We start from the raw sequence: 14225 nt of genomic DNA on the forward strand, positions 1-14225 counted from the left end.
CATGAGAGAGGTCGCGTCATGAGAGAGGTCGCGATCGTCGCGTTCGCCCAGACGCGGCACACCGCCCACGACACCGGGCTGAGCGAGCCCGAGCTGATCCTGCCCGTCATCAGCGAGGTCAAGGAGCGCACCGGGCTCGACCGCTTCGGCTTCACCTGCTCGGGGAGCTGCGACTACCTGGCCGGGGCGCCGTTCTCGTTCGTCTCGGCGCTCGACGCCCTGGGCGCCTGGCCGCCGATCTCCGAGAGCCACGTCGAGATGGACGCGGCCTGGGCCCTGTACGAGGCGTGGGTGCGCCTCCAGCACGGCGACATCGACTCGGCCCTGGTCTACGGGTTCGGCAAGTCGTCGCTCGGCGACCTGCGTACGATCATGACGCTCCAGCTCGACCCGTACTACCTGGCCCCGCTCGGCCTCGACCAGCTCTCCTACGCCGCGCTCCAGGCCGCCGCCCTCGGCGCGGACGCGGGGGAGCTGGCCGCGATCGTACGCCGCAGCCGGGCGGACGGGCGGGCGAACCCGTACGCGCTGGACCTGCCCGACCCCGAGGGCGACGGCCTGGTCGCGCCCCCCGTCACGGACGGCGCGGCGGCGATCGTGCTGGCCGCCGGCGACCTCGCCACCCGGCTCACCACCACCCCCGCCTACATCAAGGGCATCGCCCACCGCATAGAACCCCATTACCTGGGCATGCGGAACCTCGCCCGGTCGACCTCCGCGGCCGACGCCGCACGAGCCGCGGGGGTCGGCAAGGGCCCCGTCGAGGTGGCCGAGCTGCACGCCCAGTTCGCGCACGAGGAGATCATCCTGCGCGAGGCGCTGGAGCTGACCGGCGACACCGTGGTCAACCCGTCCGGCGGCCCGCTGGCCGCCAATCCCGTCATGGCCACCGGCCTCATCCGCCTCGGCGAGGCCGCCCAGCACATCCTCGACGGCCGCCACCGCCGCACGGTCGCGCACGCCGCCGGCGGCCCCTGCCTGCAGCACAACCTCGTCACCGTCCTGGAGGGCTGAGATGGCCAACCGCTGTGCGGTCATCGGCGTCGGGCAGACGCACTACACCACCCGGCGCAGGGACGTCTCCATCGCGGGGCTGGTGCGCGAGGCGGCGGTGCGGGCGCTGGAGGACGCCGGCCTGACGTTCAGGGACATCGACGCCGTGGTCATCGGCAAGGCGCCGGACCTGTTCGAGGGCGTGATGATGCCGGAGGCGTACCTGGCCGACGCGCTCGGCGCGGCCGGCAAGCCGATGATGCGCGTCCACACGGCGGGCAGCGTCGGCGGCTCCACCGCGCTGGTCGGCGCCTCGCTCGTGCAGGGCGGGGTGCACGACCGGGTGCTGGTGGTGGCGTTCGAGAAGCAGTCGGAGTCCAACGCGACCTGGGCGCTGTCCACGCACCTGCCCTTCAACGCCTCGCTCGTGGTCGGCGCGGGCGGCTACTTCGCGCCGCACATCCGCGAGTACATGCGCAGGACCGGCGCGCCCGGCCACATCGGCACGCTCGTCGCGGTCAAGGACCGGCTCAACGCGCTGAAGAACCCGTACGCGCACCTCAGGATCCCCGGCATCGACCAGAAGATGGTCGAGTCCACCCCGATGCTCTGGGAGCCGATCCGCTACCTGGAGACCTGCCCGTCCAGCGACGGCGCCTGCGCGATGGTGCTGGCCTCGGAGCGGGCGGTCACCGGCACGCCCGCCTGGGTCCACGGCACCGCCATGCGCTCCGAGCCGATCTTCCGCGCTGGCCGCGACACCGTCAGCCCCCAGGCCGGCAAGGACTGCGCCGCCGACGTCTACCGGCAGGCCGGCATCACTGACCCGCGCCGGCAGATCGACGTCGCCGAGGTGTACGTGCCCTTCTCCTGGTACGAGCCGATGTGGCTGGAGAACCTGGGCTTCTGCGCCGAGGGCGAGGGCTGGAAGCTCACCGAGTCGGGCGCCACCGCCCTCGACGGCGACACCCCCTGGAACGCCTCCGGCGGGGTGCTGTCCAGCAACCCGATCGGCGCGTCCGGGCTGATCAGGTTCGCCGAGGCCGCGTTGCAGGTGCGCGGCACGGCCGGCGAGCACCAGGTGGACGGCGCGCGCACCGCGCTCGGCCACGCCTACGGCGGCGGCGCGCAGTTCTTCGCCATGTGGATCGTCGGACGAGAGAAGCCGTGATGGAGTTCAACCACGCCGACCTGTTCGAAGGGGTGGCCGACGCCGTCCCCGACCGCGTCGCGGCGATCTGCGGCGACGACCGCCGCACCTACGCCGAGCTGGACACCGAGGCCAACCGGCTCGCCCACTACCTCGCGGACCTGGGCGTCGGGCCGGGCGACCACGTCGGGCTGCAGCTCTACAACGGCCTGCCGTACCTCGTCGGCATGCTGGCCGCGCTGAAGATCCGGGCCGTCCCGATCAACGTCAACTACCGCTACGTCGAGTCCGAGCTGCTCTACCTCTACCGGGACTCCGACCTCCGGGCGCTGGTCTACGACGTCGAGTTCGAGCCGCGCGTGGCCGCCGTGGTCGCCGAGGCGCCGCTGCTGGAGCACCTGGTCGCGGTCGGCGGGCCGCCGTCGATCGGCTCGGCGGTGCCGTACGAGGCCGCCCTGGAGCGCGGCAAGCCGGAACGGGGCTTCCCGCCGCGCTCCGGCCAGGACGTCTACATCATCTACACCGGCGGCACCACCGGCATGCCCAAGGGCGCGATGTGGCGGGTGGAGGACCTGTTCTTCGGCTTCGGCGGCGGCAACCCCGGCGGCGAGCCGCGCGCCACCCCGCAGGAGGTCGTGGACGCGGCCGCCGGGTCCGGGCCGATGACGATGATGGCGGTGCCGCCGCTCATGCACGGGGCGGCGCAGATGGGCACGTTCATCACCTGGTTCCTGGGCGGGACGATGGTGTACGTGCGCAAGTTCGACCCCGCCGAGGTGTGGCGGGCCGTCGGGCGCGAGCGCGTCCTCACCATGAACATCACCGGCGACGCCATGGCCCGGCCCCTGGCCGAGGAGCTGGCCGCCGGCTCCTACGACGTGTCGTCGTTGTTCGTCGTCAGCTCGACCGGGGCCATCCTGTCCGGCGCGGTGCGCGACCGGCTCCAGGAGCTGCTGCCGAACGTCATGATCATGGACAACTTCGGCTCCACCGAGTCCGGTTTCACCGCCTCCGGCGTCGCCGGGTCGTCCCCCGAGAAGGGCCTGCGCTACCAGCCGAACTCGGTGGTCAGGCTCGCCGTGCTGGACGAGGCGGGCCGGCCGGTCGAGCCCGGCTCCGGGCAGCTCGGCACCGTCGCCCGCTCCGGGCGGGTGGCGTTCGGCTACTACAACGACCCCGGCAAGACCGCCCGCACGTTCGTCACCGACGAGCAGGGCACCCGCTGGCTGCTCACCGGCGACCTGGCCACCGTCGAGCCCGACGGGACCGTCAACGTGTTCGGGCGCGGCTCGCAGTGCATCAACACCGGCGGGGAGAAGGTGTTCCCCGAGGAGGTCGAGGCGGTGCTCAAGGGCCATCCCGGCGTGTTCGACGCGGTGGTGACCGGGGTGCCGGACGACCGGTGGGGCAACCGGGTGGCGGCCGTGATCGAGCCGCGGCCCGGGGTCGAGGTCACCGCCGCGGAGCTGGACGCGCACTGCCGCACGCTGCTGTCGGGGTACAAGGTGCCGCGGTCGTACGCGTTCGTCACCGAGATGGTGCGCTCCCCGGCCGGGAAGGCGGACTACCGCTGGGCCCGCGAGACGGTGGAGGCCCACGAACCCTAGCCACCCGCCCGAAGCGCCGGCTTCCCCCCCGGCCGGGCGCTTCGGGCGGGTATCTCGGGCGGCGGCTTCGGACGGGCGCCTTGGCCGGGTGTTTCGGGCGGGCGCCTTGGCCGGGTGTGTCAGCCGTCGTCGAGGGCGCGCAGGTCGGCCTCGACGCGCCGGGCCTCCTCGCTCGCCGCGCGGCTCGCCGCCTCGCCCGCCCTGCCGTTTCTCCTCCGGCCGCCGCCCCTGCCGCCGCTCGCCTTCTCCAGGAGCCGCAGCCTGGCCCGCAGCACCTCGCGCAGCAGCTCCCTGGAGCCCTCGTCCCGCCCGGCCGCCCCTCCTCCGGCCGCCCCTCCTCCGGCCGCTCCTCCGGCCGCTCCTCCTCCGGCCGCTCCTCCTCCGGCCGCCGCGCCGGTCGGCGGCTCGCGCAGCAGGCCCGCGGCGACCCGGAGCGCGGCGTCGGCCGCGTCGTCCCGGCCCAGCTCATGCTGGCAGAGGCCGAGCCGGGCATGGGCCAGCGCGCGGGTCCGCGCGTCCCTGGTCACCTGCGTGCCCCGGTGGAAGACCAGGCTCGCCTCCAGCGGCCGGTCCGCCTCCATCAGGGCGTCGCCCAGCATGAGCATCGCCCTGGCCAGCAGCCCGGCCGGCAGCGGATCGCCGGGCGCGTGGCGTTCCAGCGCGCCGACCGCCTCCCGCAGCGGCCGCACCGCCTCCGCCGCCCGGCCGCGCGTGCGCAACGCGGTGGCCAGGGCCAGGCACGCGCCCGCCCGGCTGGTGTGCAGGGCGGCGGCGTCCATGCCGGCGGCCAGCAGGTCGTCGTAGATCGAGACCGCCTCGCGGGCCCTGGCCTCCGCCTCGGCGCCGCCGTCGTCCAGCCCCAGCAGCGGCAGCAGCTCCGCGCTCTGGGCCAGCGAGTCGGCCAGGACCGCCCGGTACGTCGGATCGTCCGGCCGCCGCCTGGCCAGCGGGATCAGCCGCGCCACCAGGGCGTGCGCCTCGGCCGGCTCGCCCAGCATCAGGTGGCACCTGGCCAGCCGCTGGGCGGCCAGCGTGCCCTTGAGGGTGTCCTCGGGGTGGCCGGCGGCGGCGGTCCTGGCGTACCCGGCGGCCTCCGCCGGGCGTCCCGCCGCCAGCAGGTCGTCGGCGATCGTCGCGGCGACCTCGGCGGCGGCCGCGTCCTGGCCGGGCAACCGGGTGTAGAGCCGCAGCGCCTCCATCAGGTGGGTGAGGGCCCGTTGCCCGTCGCCCTGGGCCCGCAGCACCCGTCCCCGCACATGGACGGCCTGCGCGCGGACGCCGGGCAGCTCCTGGCCCCGCTCCCTGGCCCGGTCCGCCTCGGCCAGCGACCAGGTGACCGCCTCCAGCGCCGCCCGCCGCCGGTCCAGGGCCGCCAGGGCCGCGCCGAGCCGGGCGTAGGTGGCGGCGGCCACGGCGGGGTCGTCCAGCTCGTCGCACAGGTCGGCGGCGTGCTCGCAGTGGGCCAGGGCCTCCACGGCGCGGCCGCGGTCCAGCAGCTCGGCGGCGTGCAGCGTGCGTACGGCGGCCACCTCCCCGCGCTCGCTCCCGGCCCGCCCGCCTCCGTCGAGGACGATGACGGCCTGCTCGGCGGCGGCCAGGTCGGCGGGGTCGAGCCGGGCGAGGGCCGCGAGCGCCGGGCCCAGCCGGTCGCGCCGGGCGTCGGGGAGGGCGGCCAGGCCCCGGGAGACGCGGACGGCCAGCCGCGCGGCCCGTACCGCCCCGGCCGCCGCCCCCGCCCTGGCGGCGACGGCGGACAGGCGGGACAGGCAGCGGGCGTAGTCCTCGTACAGGCCGGGATCGGCGCTCAGCGGCACCTGCCGTTCGAGGTCGCCGGTGAACGCCTCCAGCGGAGCCACCAGTGCCGCCGGGTCGGACCCCTCGGCCAGGTCGCCGACGTAGCCCGCGAGATCGGTGACCAGGCTCCTGAGCACGTCCCCCTGCGGGAGCGGCCGGGTGTCCAGGATTCGCGCGTACAGCACCGAACCCGCCGCCGGGCCCTCCTCCCGCGCCCGCAGCCTGGCCAGCCGCACCAGCGCCAGCAGGTGGACGCCGGCCAGGTCGGCGGGCGGGCGGCCGTGCTCGGCCACCAGCGCCGTGCCCTCGGCCAGCCTCGTCCTGGCCGCGTCGTCCTGGTGCAGCTCGGCCAGGCACAGCCCGCCCAGCTCCAGGCACGCGCCCCGGACCAGCGGCGTGCCCTTGCCCGCAAGGACGTCCACCGCCCGGGTCGCCGAGGTGAGCGCGCCCGCCAGGTCCCCCCTGCCGAACCGGATGCCGCCCTGCAACCGCAACGCCCCCGCCAGGGCCGCCGGCGACTCGATGCCCTCCGACGCCAGGGTCGCGCAGAGCCGTACCAGCCGGTCGGCCGCCGCCTCCGCGTCCGCCGGGCAGGCGGAGCGGGACAGCGCGACCGTCTCCAGGGCCAGCAGTTCGGCCAGCTCCCTCCCGGCGGCGGGGGTCGGCTCCGCGTGGCCGTGCGCCTCGATCGCCGTCAGCAGGTGCGGCACGGCCTCCTTGTGCCGTCCCAGCCCGACGAGCGCGCCCCCGAGCGCCGCCGCGACCCGTCCGACGGCGATCGCGTGCGGACGCTCCGGCGTGGCGTGCCGTTCCGGCGTGGGGCGTCGCTCCGGCGGGACGTGCCGCTCCGGCGTAGGGCGTCGCTCTGGCGTGGCGTGCCGTTCCGGCGTGGGGCGTCGCTCCGGCGGGGCGTGCCGCTCCAGCAGCTCGGCCGCCCGCATGGCCAGCGCGAGGCCGTCGGCCGCCCGGCCCGCGTCCGTCCACGCGCGGGCCAGCGTCGCCTGGGCCGACAGGTAGGCGTACACGTCCTCCGGCCGGGGCCCGCCGCCGCCACCACCGGCACCGCTGTCGCCGCCGTCGCTCCGCTCGACCGCCGCCCGGCATCGGGACAACGCCTGCTCCGCTCTCGCCACGGCCTCCTCCGGGCGCGGGGCGATCAGGGCCGGCATCCAGTGCCGCTCGCCGCCCTGGACCGGTGGGGTCCGGCAGCGGCCGAGCCTGGCACGCACCTCCGCCAGGGTCCGCCGGTGGCGGGGGTCGTCGGCGCTCAGGACGTCGTACAGCTCGGCGGCGATCTCCAGGTGTGCCCGCGCGTCGGCCGTACGTCCCAGCTCGTCCAGGCAGAGGCCGAGCAGGTACCGGCCCCGGGCCTGCGCCCGCCGGCCGTCCACCGCTGTCAGGGCCTCCTCCAGCGCGCTGAGGGCTTCCTCGGGACGGTCGTCCAGGAGCAGCAGCTCGCCCAGGTCGAGGAGCTGCGCCACCAGGGCTGGGCGGTGCTCGGCGGGCTCCAGCGCGGCCAGGGCCCGCAGGTTCCGTACGGCCTCGGCGGCGGAACGGGTGGCGGCGTCCACGTCGTCCCCGGCCAGGCGGAGCCGGGCCAGCAGCCCCGCCGCCCGCGCCAGCATCAGCCTGAGGCCGGGCTCCTCGGCCGCCAGCCCGCGCAGCCGCGCCACGGCCTCGGCGGCGGGCGCCACGGCCTCCCGCGTCCGGGCGAGGCGGTGCAGGCGGGCGGCCAGCAAGTACAGGCGCTCGGCCAGCTCCCGGTCGGTCGGGGCCACACCCTTCACGGCGGCGGTCGCAGCCACCGCCAGCCAGCCCCCCAGCTCCGCCACCGCCCCCGGCCCCGCGCTTTCGTACGGCGCCAGCCCCCCAGGCACGGTGCCCGTCACCCCCGCCTCACCGGGCTCGGCGAGCGAGGCGTGCGCCCCCAGCCCGGCCACCGCCGCCCCCGGCCCGGACGCCGGGACGGGCGCGGCGGTCGTCCCGGCTGGGCCGGTCCCTCCGGGGCCGCTGGTCGTTCCGGCCGGGCTGAATGAGCCGGGCAGCGCAGGCCGAATGGGCGAACTGGACCGCGCAGGCAGACCGGGCTGGACGGACGGGCCGGGCTGGACGGGCGGATCGGGCTGGACGGGCGGGTCGAGCTGAACGGACGAGTCGGTGTGAACGGGCGGGTCGGGCAGAGCGGGGTGAACGGACAGTGCGGGCAGGACGGTGGACAGATCGTCGGCGAGTCCGGTGTCGCCGCCGGCGGACGCGTACGCCTCGATCGCCTCCGCCACGCGCCCGGCACCTCCGAGCGCGCACGCCAGGTTGTAGTGCGCCGACCCGACCCGCGCCGCCCCCCGCCCGCCCGGGTCGTCCTCGGCGAGGAGGCGGAAGCGGGCCGCCGCCTCCTGGGCCGGCTTGAGCGCCCCGCCCGGTTCGCCCGCGAGCAGCAGGCAGGCGGCCAGGCAGTGCAGGGCCTCGGCTCGCGCGGTGGCCGCCTCGTACGGGGGAGCGCCCGCGAAGATCTCCACCGCCTCCGCCCCCGCCGCGACCGCCTCGCCGACCCGCCCGACCGCCGCCAGCCGCCCCGCCAGCACCGACAGCGCCGTGGCCAGCTCGCCCGGCCGTCCCGCGAGCCGCAGCCGCCGCACGGCCAGCTCGCCCAGCGTCACCTCCAGCGCCCTCAGCCCGAGGGGCACCTCCCCGCGCCGCAGGGGCAGCCGGGCGACGGCGGCGGCGACGTCCCGGTCGTCGGCGAACCAGCCGAGGGCGGCGTTGACCGCGTCCGCCAGACGGGTGGCGGGTGCTCGCGCCGCCTCCGCGACCAGCCTGTCCATCCTCTTCACCAGCAGGGACCGCAGTGCCGCGCGGGCCCGCGCGGATCCCGCCGCCGACGAGCGCAGGACGTCCAGCATCCGGACGAGGTGCCGCTCCGTCCGGCCCTCGTGGTCGTGGACGGCGAGCACGATCGCATCCAGACTCTCGGTCCGCTCCAGCAGCCGTTCGGCCAGCACGTCCGGGCCCAGCGGGGTCAGCCGCGCGCCTCCGGGGAAGACCCTGCCGAGCCAGCGCGCCACGTGCAGGGCGTGACTCCTGAGCCCGCCGCCGCCCTCGCTCTCTGGCCCCTGCCGGGTGGGGCCGGGGGAGGAGGGCGGGTCGCGGAGAGCGGGGACGGCCTCCAGCAGGCCGGGCAGCTCGGCGAGCGCGGGCGCGGTGAGCGTCAGCACCGCCACCGCCTGCCACGCCGTGACCCCGTCCACGCCGCCCATGCCGCCCATGCCGCCCACACGGTCCGCGCCGCCGACGCCGCCCGCGCCATCCATGCCGTCCACACAGTCCGTGCCGCCCGCGTCGCCCGCGCCATCCGCGTCGCCCCTGCCGTCGGGCGGTTCGGGTGGGGTGGTCGCGGGGTCGTGCGGGGCGGGCCAGGCTCTTGCCCACTGCTGGAACTCGCGTTCCAGGAACCCCTCGGTCGGCGCCGGCCCGCCGTCGCCGGGCGTTGCGCCGTCGCGCAGCCGGGTCAGGGCGGCCAGGTGGACGTGGAGCGGCAGCCCGAACTCGGGGTCGTCCAGGGGCGGCGGGGGAGGCAGGGCCGCGCGGCTCGGCGCGTACGCCTTCATGGCCGCGACCGCGTGCTCCCTCCGCTCGTCCAGGGTCAGGGGGCGGGCGTTGAGCTGGACGGTCGCGGTGTTGAGCCGTCGCGGCCACCCGCCCGCGGCCGTGTCGAGCCGGCGCCACCACTCGGCGTCCCCCGGCTCCCGCACCACCAGCAGGACGCGTACGGGCGGGTTGTGCCCGTGCCTGGCCAGCCGCCGCACCAGCTCGCCGACCAGCGGCGCGGACGGCTCCGGATGCTCGATGACGGCCAGCGTCGGCCGCAACGCCTCCAGCCGCACCAGGCCGGCGTCCCCCGGCGCCACCACGCCCGCGCCTCCGGCCGCCACCAGGCCGGCGCCCCCCGCCGCCACCGGGCCCGCGCCCCCCGCCGCCACCGGGCCCGGGCCTCCCTCCGCGCACAGGACCGCGCAAACGGCGTCCAGCGTCAGGAACCCGGCGTCCCACCCCGCCCGCCCCAGCTCCTCGCACAGCTCCCCGGCCAGCCTGCTGCGCCCCGTGCCGCCGCGCCCGCTCACCACCGCGATCGACAGGGCCCCCGGCCCGGCCGCCCACGCCCGCAGCCGCGCCAGCTCCTCCCGCCGCCCCAGGAACGGCACCACCGCGTGCCGCGGCTCCAGCAGCCGCCAGTCGGGGCAGTCGGGCGGCAGCTCCTCCCTCCAGGGGGTCAGCAGCCCGGCCAGCACCACGGCCGGGTCGTCCTCGGCGACGGTCTCCAGCCGCCCCGGCGCGACCCCCGCCACCTCCCGGAACCGCTCGTCACCCAGCAGCGCCGCGGCCGGGATCGCGTCCAGCCGCCGCCGCGCGTACCCGTCGCGCCCGGCCACGACGACCCCGAGGAGCTGCCCGGCGGGCTCGGCGAGCAGCGCCGCCCCCGGCAGGCCCTCCCACAGCGCGACCGGCAGCGACTCCGGCTCCGGGCCCAGCACGGTGACCGACAGCACCTTGGACACCGCTCCGGCGGGCGCCTCCACCGCCCCGGACAGCGTCCGCGCGCCCCACGCCCCGTCCCGCCGCCGCTGCGACCTGGCGAACCCCCTGGCCACGCAGCGCAGGCGGTACCGGTGGCCGGCGGCGGCCCGCGCCCATCGCACGTGCTCGATGCCGGGGACGTCCCGCCACGGCGCGGCGGGCACCCGCAGCAGCACCGCGGCCGTGGCGCCGCGCCCCCGCCAGACCTCCTCGGCCGGCTCCCACCGCCCGGACCAGGCCGCGCGCACTTGGCACGGCGTTCCGGGCTCGATGACGTCACCGCTGGTCAGTACGAGGTCGGCGCCGATGGCACAGCCCGAGCCGGTCACGCCGACGAGGTCGTCGCGACCCGCGCGGACCTCGACGGCCCGCTCGGGCCCGAGGCGGTACGGTGGCGTGTCCATGGGAACCGCCTTGAGGCCGGCCTGTCAGGGACGTCCGGGAGTGCCGCCCCCGTCCAACGCTTGACCTCACTATCGCACTGCGGGCCAGAAATTTCGCGGCTTGTCAGGCCTTCGCGGTCGTGAGCCAGGCCGCCAGCCCGACGTACACCAGCCCGCTGCCCACGTCCAGCCGCCGCCGCGCCCGCACGGAGCCGCGTACCCGCCCGGCCAGGGCCGAGGCGAGCAGCGCGTACGTGCCGTCGGAGAGCATGCCCAGCACGATCCACAGCAGCCCGAGCAGCAGGATCTGCGGGCCGACGGGCCCGGCGGCCGGGCTCACGAACTGCGGCAGGAACGCCAGGAAGAAGATCGCCGTCTTGGGGTTGAGCACGTTCACCACGAACCCCTCCCAGAACAACCGCCGCTTCGACTGCACCCGCAGCTCCACGGCCTCCTCGCCGCCGCCGCGCCGCATCAGCTTGCGCACGCCGAGCCAGAGCAGGTAGGCGACGCCGACGTACTTGACCACGGTGAACGCCGTGGCGGAGGCGGCCAGCAGCGCGCTGATGCCGAGCGCCGCCGCGGCCACGTGGACGAGCGAGCCCGTGTGGACGCCCAGCACGGAGATCAGCCCCGCGCCCCGGCCCTGCGCGACGCTGCGGGTGACGATGTAGAGGACCGCGGGCCCGGGCACCACGAGCAGGCCGAGCGTGGCCACACAGAAGAGGGCGAGAGTCGAGACATCCGGCATGACCGCATCGTAAGCGGGCCGTCAAAGGCTTTTCCGCAGAGCGCGCAGCAGCGCCGCGGTGGCCGGCGGGTGGGGCGGGTCGCCGTGGACGGCCGCGTACACGTGCCGGGTCGAGCCCGGGATCTCGGCCACCTCGACCTCGGGGTGGCGGTGGGCGCGCAGGGCGAGGCCGGGCAGCATGGTCAGGCCGAGCCCGGCCGCGACCAGCGCCTGCACCGCCACGATGTCGTCGCTGGTGAACGAGATGCGCGGCGCGAAGCCGGCCTTCTCGCACACGTCGAGGAGGTGGCTGCGGCAGCGGTCGCAGCCCGCGATCCAGGACGCGCCGGCGTGCCGGGCCAGGTCGCCGTCCACGGGCAGGTCGGACACCAGGTAGCTGGGGTCCTCCAGCAGCGGGATCATGGTGACGCCGCCCTCCTCGGGGGCGGTGTCGTCGTAGCGGAAGACCACCGCGACGTCCACCCGGCCGGCCCGCAGCAGCCGCAGCGCCTCGGGCGGCTCGATCTCGGTGAGGTGCAGCCGCAGGTCGGGATGGTCGGCCTTGAGGAGGGTGGCGGCCTGGGGGACGAACGTCCCGAGCGCCGAGGGGAAGGCGGCCAGCCGCACCCGGCCCGCGCGCAGCCCCACGTGGGCGGCCAGCTCCTCGGCGGTGTCGTCGAGCCGGCCGATGATCTCGGCGGCGCGCTCGGCGAGCAGCCGCCCGGCCTCCGTCAGGCGGATGCCCCGGCCGGCGCGCTGGACGAGCTGGGCGCCGGTCTCGGCCTCCAGCCTGGCCAGGTGGTGGCTGACGGACGGCTGCGAGTAGTGCAGCTCCTTGGCCGCGGCGGTCAGCGAGCCCTTGCGGGCGACCGCGAGCAGGACCCGCAGACGGACGACGTCGAGCATCTATCAACCATATCTATGGATGAGCCAGAAGACTTCTGTTGGACCTATTGGTGCTGCTCGTAGCACTGTAGAGAGGGAAGAACGATTATCGGCTTTCCCTAGGGGGATAACATGGATATGGCCGTCACCACCGTCGCCCGTCCGGGGCTGGGTCCGCTCGTGACCGGTGTCTCCGCCGTCGTCGCCCGGCGGCTGGAGGCCCGGCAGACCGCGTACGCCGTCGCCGACCTGCTCCGCGCGCACCTGCCCGGCCTCGACCTGCTCACCCCGGAGGAGCGCGCCGGCTCGCCCGACGGCTACGTCTCCCACCTGCTGCACGCCGAGGCCGACTTCTCGATCGTCGCGGTGGTGTGGCGGCCCGGCCAGGACACCGTCATCCACGACCACGTGTCCTGGTGTGCGTTCGGCGTCCTGAGCGGCATCGAGTACGAGATCCTCTACCGGGACATGGGCGACCACCTGCGCGAGATCGGCCGCGCCGAGAACCGTCCCGGCGAGGTCAGCGGCTTCGCCCCGCCCGGCGACATCCACAAGGTCCGCAACACCAGCGACGAGGTCGGCGTCTCCGTGCACGTGTACGGCGCGGACGTGAGCCGGCTCGGCAGCAGCGTGCGCCGCGTCTACGAGCTGCCGGTCAGGTGATCCGCCGGCGCTCCTGATCCGGGGGCAGATGCGCAAAAATATTTGCGCAATTTATCTTTCGCGTCTACGGTGGTGTCATGGCCACCGAGAAGACCCGCCGCGTCAAGGACCTCGACACGCTCAAGGCCCTGGGCCACCCGCTGCGCATGAAGCTCTACCGCGTGCTCTACGTCGCGGGCTCGGCGACGGCCTCGCACCTCGCCGAGCAGGTGGACGAGGCCGTCAGCCTGGTCAGCTACCACCTGCGCAAGCTGGCCGCGCACGGCCTCATCGAGGAGGCTCCGCAGGACGGCGGCGACGCCCGCGAGCGCTGGTGGCGCCCGGTCGCGGAGAGCATCTCCACCCGGGACGAGGACTTCCGCGACAGTCCCGAGGAGGTCGCCGCCCACGCCGCGATGAGCCGCGCGCACGCCCGCCAGCAGCACGAGATGTACGAGGGCTACCTCGACGCCCAGATGGCCTGGGAGCCCGCCTGGCGCGACGCGGCCTTCTCCTCCGAGCACCTGATGTGGCTCACGCCCGACGAGCTGGGCCGGCTCGCCGACGAGCTCCGCGACCTGGCCGACAGGTGGCGGGCGCGCGGCAGGGCCGCCCGCGAGGCGGGCGACATGGAGGGGCGCGAGAGCGTCGCCGTCCAGATGTACGGCTTCCCCTTCCGCTCGTGGAACCCCGGACGCTGACCCCCAGGAGGACCCGATGGACCCGGACCTGTACCTGTACGTCGAGAAGGCCCGCGCCCGCGAGCTCCGCGCCGCGGCCGCCCGCCACCGCACCGCGGCCCGCCACCTCGCCGCCGCCGATGCCCGTGCCGGTGCCGATGCCCAGGCCGCTGCCCAGGCTGGTGCCCGTGCCGCTGCTCAGGCCCGTGCCCATGCCCGTGCCCATGCCCGTGCCGACGCCGGTCGCCGTGGGCTCTGGCGGGCGCGCCTCGGCTGGGCCCTGGTCGAGACCGGCCTGCGCCTCGTCCAGGCCAACGCCCGCCGCCACGCGGCCGGCCACTGACGGCCCGCCCGCCCGCGGCTACGCGCCGTCGAGCCGGAGCTGGTCGTGCATCGCCACCGTGTCCCGCACGGCCCAGTGCTCGACGATCCGCCCGTCCCGTACCCGGATCATGTCCAGCCCGCGCACCTCGTACCGCCGCCCGGTCGCGGTGTGCGTGCCCCGGCTGAGGTAGACGTTGGCCGACAGGTCGTCGGTCGCGACGTTCTGCTCCACGACCACCGACACGTCGTGGAAGTCGCCCTTGCCGGACACCACCCGCTCCCACTTCTCCCGCCAGGCGCCGATCCCGACGTGATCGCCCTCGGTGCCGCCGCGATGGTCGATCACGTCGGGGTCGATGTACGCCAGGGCCTCGTCCAACTCCCCGGTCGCCACCACCTGCGGATACAGCTCCACGACCCGCCGGTGTACTTCTCCTGCCCGCATGCCGTCTCCTCCAGCTAAAC

At 76.0% G+C, this 14225-nt stretch carries 10 protein-coding genes; 6 read left to right on the forward strand and 4 right to left on the reverse strand.

The genetic code is table 11. The features are described 5' to 3' along the window. Positions 1-18 precede the first annotated feature (18 nt). From AB0H75_RS02630 to AB0H75_RS02640, 3 genes are read left to right on the forward strand one after another with little or no spacing between them, the layout of a single operon-like run. On the forward strand, positions 19-1014 hold the full coding sequence (locus tag AB0H75_RS02630; protein WP_367789096.1) for a lipid-transfer protein: 996 nt from the start codon (positions 19-21) through the stop codon (positions 1012-1014). 1 nt (position 1015) lies between these two features. Further along, entirely contained in the window at positions 1016-2164 is a 1149-nt protein-coding gene (locus AB0H75_RS02635; protein ID WP_367789099.1) for a thiolase domain-containing protein, read from the forward strand. Further along, on the forward strand, positions 2164-3750 hold the full coding sequence (locus AB0H75_RS02640) for an acyl-CoA synthetase (protein WP_367789102.1): 1587 nt from the start codon (positions 2164-2166) through the stop codon (positions 3748-3750). Before AB0H75_RS02635 ends, AB0H75_RS02640 begins: the two co-directional genes overlap by 1 nt. A 119-nt stretch (positions 3751-3869) precedes the next feature. Here the strand turns inward: AB0H75_RS02640 and AB0H75_RS02645 are convergent, their stop codons facing one another. From AB0H75_RS02645 to AB0H75_RS02655, 3 genes are all read right to left on the reverse strand, one after another. After that, positions 3870-10520, reverse strand: coding sequence for a tetratricopeptide repeat protein (locus tag AB0H75_RS02645; RefSeq protein WP_367789105.1), 6651 nt, complete (start codon positions 10518-10520; stop codon positions 3870-3872). Between the two features lie 103 nt (positions 10521-10623). Next, on the reverse strand, positions 10624-11250 hold the full coding sequence (locus AB0H75_RS02650; protein WP_367789109.1) for a LysE family translocator: 627 nt from the start codon (positions 11248-11250) through the stop codon (positions 10624-10626). Between the two features lie 21 nt (positions 11251-11271). Next, positions 11272-12135, reverse strand: a complete 864-nt coding sequence (locus AB0H75_RS02655; protein WP_367789112.1) for a LysR family transcriptional regulator — start codon at positions 12133-12135, stop codon at positions 11272-11274. Positions 12136-12246: 111 nt separating this feature from the next. Between AB0H75_RS02655 and AB0H75_RS02660 the strand changes: the two genes are divergently transcribed. The 3 genes from AB0H75_RS02660 (at position 12247) to AB0H75_RS02670 (ending at position 13779) form a co-directional block, all read left to right on the forward strand. Next, positions 12247-12777 (forward strand): cysteine dioxygenase, encoded by a 531-nt coding sequence (locus AB0H75_RS02660; RefSeq protein ID WP_367789114.1) that lies wholly within the window; start codon positions 12247-12249, stop codon positions 12775-12777. Positions 12778-12854: 77 nt separating this feature from the next. Next, entirely contained in the window at positions 12855-13457 is a 603-nt protein-coding gene (locus AB0H75_RS02665; protein WP_367789117.1) for an ArsR/SmtB family transcription factor, read from the forward strand. 16 nt (positions 13458-13473) lie between these two features. Then, positions 13474-13779: a hypothetical protein gene (locus AB0H75_RS02670; RefSeq protein ID WP_367789121.1), complete on the forward strand. Its 306-nt coding sequence runs from the start codon at positions 13474-13476 to the stop codon at positions 13777-13779. Positions 13780-13797: 18 nt separating this feature from the next. On the opposite strand, the gene AB0H75_RS02675 is transcribed toward AB0H75_RS02670, so the two are convergent. Then, positions 13798-14205: an ester cyclase gene (locus tag AB0H75_RS02675; RefSeq protein WP_367789124.1), complete on the reverse strand. Its 408-nt coding sequence runs from the start codon at positions 14203-14205 to the stop codon at positions 13798-13800. Positions 14206-14225: the final 20 nt, after the last annotated feature.

It is taken from the genome of Nonomuraea sp. NPDC050783 (assembly GCF_040802095.1).
Taxonomy (GTDB): Bacteria; Actinomycetota; Actinomycetes; order Streptosporangiales; family Streptosporangiaceae; genus Nonomuraea.

Excerpts from the sequence above, each read along its gene's own strand:
- AB0H75_RS02630 (WP_367789096.1), top strand. The coding sequence starts at position 19 with ATGAGAGAGGTCGCGATCGTCGCGTTCGCCCAGACGCGGCACACCGCC.
- AB0H75_RS02635 (WP_367789099.1), top strand. The coding sequence starts at position 1,016 with ATGGCCAACCGCTGTGCGGTCATCGGCGTCGGGCAGACGCACTACACC.
- AB0H75_RS02640 (WP_367789102.1), top strand. The coding sequence starts at position 2,164 with ATGGAGTTCAACCACGCCGACCTGTTCGAAGGGGTGGCCGACGCCGTC.
- AB0H75_RS02645 (WP_367789105.1), bottom strand. The coding sequence starts at position 10,520 with ATGGACACGCCACCGTACCGCCTCGGGCCCGAGCGGGCCGTCGAGGTC.
- AB0H75_RS02650 (WP_367789109.1), bottom strand. The coding sequence starts at position 11,250 with ATGCCGGATGTCTCGACTCTCGCCCTCTTCTGTGTGGCCACGCTCGGC.
- AB0H75_RS02655 (WP_367789112.1), bottom strand. The coding sequence starts at position 12,135 with ATGCTCGACGTCGTCCGTCTGCGGGTCCTGCTCGCGGTCGCCCGCAAG.
- AB0H75_RS02660 (WP_367789114.1), top strand. The coding sequence starts at position 12,247 with ATGGATATGGCCGTCACCACCGTCGCCCGTCCGGGGCTGGGTCCGCTC.
- AB0H75_RS02665 (WP_367789117.1), top strand. The coding sequence starts at position 12,855 with ATGGCCACCGAGAAGACCCGCCGCGTCAAGGACCTCGACACGCTCAAG.
- AB0H75_RS02670 (WP_367789121.1), top strand. The coding sequence starts at position 13,474 with ATGGACCCGGACCTGTACCTGTACGTCGAGAAGGCCCGCGCCCGCGAG.
- AB0H75_RS02675 (WP_367789124.1), bottom strand. The coding sequence starts at position 14,205 with ATGCGGGCAGGAGAAGTACACCGGCGGGTCGTGGAGCTGTATCCGCAG.